We start from the raw sequence: 5,016 nt of genomic DNA, 5'->3' as shown, positions 1-5,016 counted from the left end.
GGAGAAAGCTACGCGGCTTTGACTATCTGGCCAAAGTCATCACAGGCGTCAAATTTAAAGACGGAATTGAAACCACACAAAACGACCAGATCGCTGCATGACCCACAAACCTCAAACACCAGATTTGACAATAACTCCGCAAGCTAAGGTTGTTGCAAAATGACCCGTTCTGAAGCAATTGGTGCGCTGCGACCAATAATTGAGCGGACGGCATGGGATTTGCATCCGCTGCTGGCGGATCGATAACGGAGGGTTATTAACATTGGAACGGGTTTCAACCAAAGATGACATGGTATCATTGCCGGAGTTGTCACTTATTGTGCCCATGTACGATGAAGAAGAGAGCTGTGCGCTCTTTTTCGAAACAGTTATACCGGTGCTGGAACGCATTACGCAGAACTATGAAATTGTCTGCGTCAATGACGGTAGTCGCGATAGCACGTTTGAGCAGCTTCTAAAGCAGCGAGACGCCAACAAGCGTATCAAACTGATCAACCTGTCGAGAAATTTTGGAAAGGAGGCCGCCCTGACCGCCGGCATCGATATGGCGCGGGGATTGGCCGTTATACCGATTGACGCCGACCTGCAGGATCCGCCGGAACTGATCGTTGACATGCATAAAGCCTGGAAAGAAGGCGCGCAGGTTGTGCTGGCACGTCGTATCGATCGATCATCGGACACGTTCCTTAAGCGGCTCACATCAAAAGGGTTTTATGCTATCTTTTCCAAGATGAGCAAACCGGGAATCCCGGAAAATGTCGGCGATTTCCGGCTGATGGATCGGGTCGTCGTCGAGGCATTGAGACGATTGCCGGAGCGGTCAAGGTTCATGAAAGGCCTATTTGCCTGGGTCGGCTATAGACAGGTCACATTGGATTATGTGCGGCCACCCAGAGAGGCGGGGGTTACGAATTTCAATTACATGAAGCTCTGGAACTTTGCCCTGGACGGTATGTTGTCGTTCAGCTCCATGCCGCTGAAGGTCTGGTCCTATTTCGGCGTAATAGTCAGTATGCTGTCGGTGTTTTACATGGCGTACCTGGTCGTGAGAACCATCGTGACCGGTATCGACGTGCCCGGCTATGCGTCGACAATCTCTGTCATCCTGTTTTTCAACGGAATCATGATGATCAGCCTGGGGGCATTGGGCGAGTATATCGCGCGCATATTCATCGAAGTGAAACAGCGCCCCGTCTACTTGATCAATGAGATTGAAGGATTCGAAGATGATACACCTGATGCGTTTCAGGTGGATCAGGCTTCGTTCAAATCCATCCGAAACGCTTCGTCCCCCATCTCGTACCGAAACAGTGCGTTCTACCAACCTTCGCGGCCACCCGCGGGCGAGTGACATCGATGCGAATAAACCAGCAGGTAATGGAAGTCGTCATATTCGGGGCTGTGGGCCTGACAGCATCGCTGACGCATTTTGCAGTGGCGGTCGCACTCATCGAACTCGCGAAGATACCCATCAGTTGCGCCAATATCGTCGCGTTTATCTCGGCGGTTCCCGTGAGCTATTTCGGTCACGCGTTCTTGACGTTTTCTGCTCGGCACTATGGGCGCGAAAGTGATGTGACGCGCCAATCTGCTGGCCGCTTCGTCGTGCTGGCCATCGCGGGGTTTGTACTTAACCAGACAATCATTGTCTGGTTCACGGAACATCTTGGCTATCCTCATCGTGCCGTGCTGGCCTTCACAATTCTCGGAGTGGCGGGATTTCTCTTCCTAGCCAGCAAGCTATGGGCGTTTCGTGGCAAAAGGCACCCGTTATGAAAATTGTCGATAAGTTTTTGAGCGCCGCCCCGCGACAACTGCCTCAGCGAACCGAGGTAGTGTTGGTGATCATTTTGATCGCGCTGGGTCTTGTCGTACGGATCGCGACTGTGGACAAGGATTCGCTTTGGGTGGACGAAGGATACACGCTAGCGATTTCTCAGGCACCTCTATGGCAAATGTGGACTGTGCCTTTTGATGTCCATCCGCCGCTCTACTATACATTGGTCAAACCATTTTTGATGCTTGGCCACTCCGCCGCAGCCGTGCGGTTGCTGTCAGTGTTCACCTCAACCCTGACGCTGATCCCGATATATTTCCTCGCGCGCTGGCTTATTGGCAATGTCGGGGCTCTTATGACGCTCGCCGTCAGCAGCCTTTCTTTCACCTATCTCGTATATGCGAACAATGCGCGCAATTATTCGCTGCTTCTGCTCCTTTGCTGCACGCTGCTTGCTGCGCTCTATCAGGTTTCCCGCCGGTTCCTTGGGGAAAGTGAAGGGACGCGTCAGTCGCTTCTGTTCTGGGGAGGGCTCTATGGCGCCTCTTCGATCGCCGCTCTCTACACGCACAATTCAGCCGTGTTTTACATACTCCTAGCGAATATCGCCGTGGCCGGGTATGCGTTGATCAGTCATCCAAAGCGCATTTTTTCCTTCTGCCTGAAGATTTGCCTGCTGAACGCACCTGTTGTCCTCGCGTGGGTCCCGTGGATGCTGGTTATCGTTTCCACATCCGAGGACTTCAGCTGGCTGCATCAACCGGACCCAGCTGACGCCTTGCTCACAACGCTGGCTGTCATCCTGCCTAATCGCTCGACGCCCCTTGGTCCTTGGATCGCGCTTGCCGTCATTGGTATTGGCGCATTGGCCTGTCTGGTACGCGATCGACGGACATTGATTATTGCCTCGTGTTACATCGCGCTTCTTCCCGCCTTCATCTGGGGGTTTGGCTTCATCTACAAACCGATCTTCATGGAGCGGGTGATCCTGCCGGCGCTCCTTGGGAGCGCTCTTCTTTCAGGTGCGGCGGTAGCATATGTAAAGCCGCGATCTGTCGCGTACATTTTCGCCGGAGTGATCGTTGCGGCCAATGCCACCTCGTCTGCAGCCTACCTTTTGCGAGACAAGAATGAGACAAACCTTGGTGCGCACACGATTCAGGATTGGCGGGATGCGGTGCAAGATTCTGTCCTAGTGGAAGAGCGCACAGCACTCGTTCTTTGTTCAGCCTTCACCTATCCAACTGTCGGCTTTTACAGTTCGCGAGCGGACATCTTTGTGATTCGCCCGAGCGGGATGCTGACACGCGTCGACGATGACACGTGGCTGCGTATCTCGACTCTTCCAGTGGCGGAGCGCGAAAATAATTTCCTCGCTGCACTCGACGCCAATCACCGTCCTGATGATGCTGAAGATGTTGACTGGGGAACCCTGGCCAAAACCTATGACCACATTGCTGCATTGAGGGCAGACATGTTCTGCGATGCCCAGTTTACCCAGCTCGCGTCAGCCTCGCTGGCCGGTGCCGGTTTTTTCGCAGGTGACGTGCGTACCTACCCTGGCGTCGTTGCGCGTAGTTTCGATCGGGTGCCTGCCAGTCCGTAACGTTGAGCAGCATGTGCGAGGAATCGCGCAACAACAGGAAGCATTTTCCCAAGTGATGCCGATTTTTTGACTTGGCCGAATTCCAGTCTGGGCTGACCGTGGATGTGGAAACTCCGGCCTGACCTGGTAAGACAAATTCGTGTGCGAATTGAATAGAAGGCTATCTCAAGCTATTCTGTTGAGCTGGTGTTGAGCCTGTTAGCAGCATCGAAATTGCTAAATTCAATCACGCTGCGATTCGAATTATGCGAGATTTTCCTGCGGGCAAACCCATAATTGCTGAGTAGAGGTTTTCCGTAGATACCGAGAAACACCGCCTCGATGAAAATCTCTCACGCATCGTAGCCGCTGTTAACCCGCGCAAAGCCGTCCTTGCTAAATTTGGGATGGTCTTCGACGTCGAAATAGGCCTCCTCGACCACATTCTCCCGCGCGTCATAGTCCCAGATCTGCCGAGCATAGCCATTCTTGCTGGGCGTGGGGTGGTCTTCGGCGGCGGCGAAAGTGATTTGAACGATTGATCCGGTGTGATCCCGCGCAAAGACAAACGCATGTAGCCCATTTTTTACGGGTCAATGCTTTTGGGTTCAGGTCGAGGAACCCAATCCGCTGAATCAACCCTTTCTGGTTGCACGCATAACTACGTCCAGACACGCCCTTGTCTTGGATTGCCTCGCAGCCAAGAGCGGTCTGGGACAGTCTCCGTGTGACCAGTCCCTTTTCAGACCAGATGATCCGATGCTGGGCAATCTCTGTCCGTTTGGCGCTTCCCACGAACAAGGTGGAACTGCCCTCTAGCGTTGCGGCATTCAGATTGCCTTCGGAATCTTACTGCTTGAACGTAATGGTCGCTGTTTCGCTGCCCTGATTGGCATCATAGGCAAGGGTTCTCTTCAACAGGCCCTTATCGTCACTGAGGCGCGTCTCGGCCAGTGTTCCACCGGTTCGATAGAAGAATTCCGATTTCGCAATGCTGGTGAGCCAGGGCTCGACGCTATAGGAATCCGGAAATTACATGAGCTTACGGGCGACGGTTACGTGCTCCTTCCGGACCATACGCCGACGTTGCTTGATAATCACATAATTTTGATTTTGCTTTTTTGCCAGTCCTTTGCTGACCGGCCCGGCGCCTTTCGGGACGCCAAAGTGTTCACTATAGGCCGCTTGGTAATGCGTCTGCTCCCGCGCATAGTCCCACCAATAGGGGAGCCAGCCAGAATCGCGAGCTCCAACGCCGCCAGGGCTTGGCGCGGGCAAACTGTTCGGGGACAGCACAATCATGCCTGCGCGGGAGCAACTGGTAATCCTGCAGCCGCATGCAGAAGTAGACTACAATATCATTACGAGCGGCCATGCCTATTTGTTCGGGCGGCGCGACGGGGTTGTGCTGGGCGGGACACTTCAGAAAGGGAACTGGTCTCTGGATCCGAGTAGGGAAGATACATCCGATATCCTGGAGGCGAACCGGAAACTGTTCGAGGGAATGTCGGGGGCCTAAAGCACTTCCGCATCATTTGACTCCATATCCAGCAGCTTTGAAGTAGTTCTGGCATTCGTCGGCTGAGTAGAGGTCGATGACCGAGGCGATTGCGTTGTGGAGGTCTTCGATTGTCCTCGCGCCGATCCGTCTGAG

General features: G+C 53.7%; 5 protein-coding genes. 4 read left to right on the top strand and 1 reads right to left on the bottom strand.

Annotation, left to right across the window (positions count from 1 at the left end; genetic code table 11):
- Positions 1-289: 289 nt before the first annotated feature.
- The 3 genes from ACESNI_RS15085 to ACESNI_RS15075 are packed head-to-tail and all read left to right on the top strand — an operon-like array spanning position 290 to position 3,383.
- Positions 290-1,351, top strand: coding sequence for a glycosyltransferase family 2 protein (locus tag ACESNI_RS15085; RefSeq protein WP_373088420.1), 1,062 nt, complete (start codon positions 290-292; stop codon positions 1,349-1,351).
- Positions 1,352-1,356: 5 nt separating this feature from the next.
- A complete protein-coding gene (locus ACESNI_RS15080) occupies positions 1,357-1,776 on the top strand; it encodes a GtrA family protein (protein WP_373088417.1) in 420 nt (139 codons plus the stop codon).
- Complete coding sequence (locus ACESNI_RS15075) at positions 1,773-3,383, top strand: hypothetical protein (protein WP_373088415.1); 1,611 nt, start codon at positions 1,773-1,775, stop codon at positions 3,381-3,383. The genes ACESNI_RS15080 and ACESNI_RS15075 overlap by 4 nt, the downstream gene beginning before the upstream one ends.
- Before the next feature lie 1,011 nt (positions 3,384-4,394).
- Here ACESNI_RS15075 and ACESNI_RS15070 read toward each other — a convergent pair.
- Entirely contained in the window at positions 4,395-4,658 is a 264-nt protein-coding gene (locus ACESNI_RS15070) for a hypothetical protein (RefSeq protein WP_373088413.1), read from the bottom strand.
- A gap of 4 nt (positions 4,659-4,662) precedes the next feature.
- Here ACESNI_RS15070 and ACESNI_RS15065 point away from each other — a divergent pair, with 4 nt between their 5' ends.
- Complete coding sequence (locus ACESNI_RS15065; RefSeq protein WP_373088411.1) at positions 4,663-4,881, top strand: hypothetical protein; 219 nt, start codon at positions 4,663-4,665, stop codon at positions 4,879-4,881.
- Positions 4,882-5,016: the final 135 nt, after the last annotated feature.

Source organism: Sneathiella sp. (genome assembly GCF_041689005.1).
Taxonomy (GTDB): Bacteria; Pseudomonadota; Alphaproteobacteria; order Sneathiellales; family Sneathiellaceae; genus Sneathiella.
The sequence above is the reverse complement of the archived record's forward strand: the minus strand, read 5'-3'. Positions and strand labels throughout refer to the sequence as shown.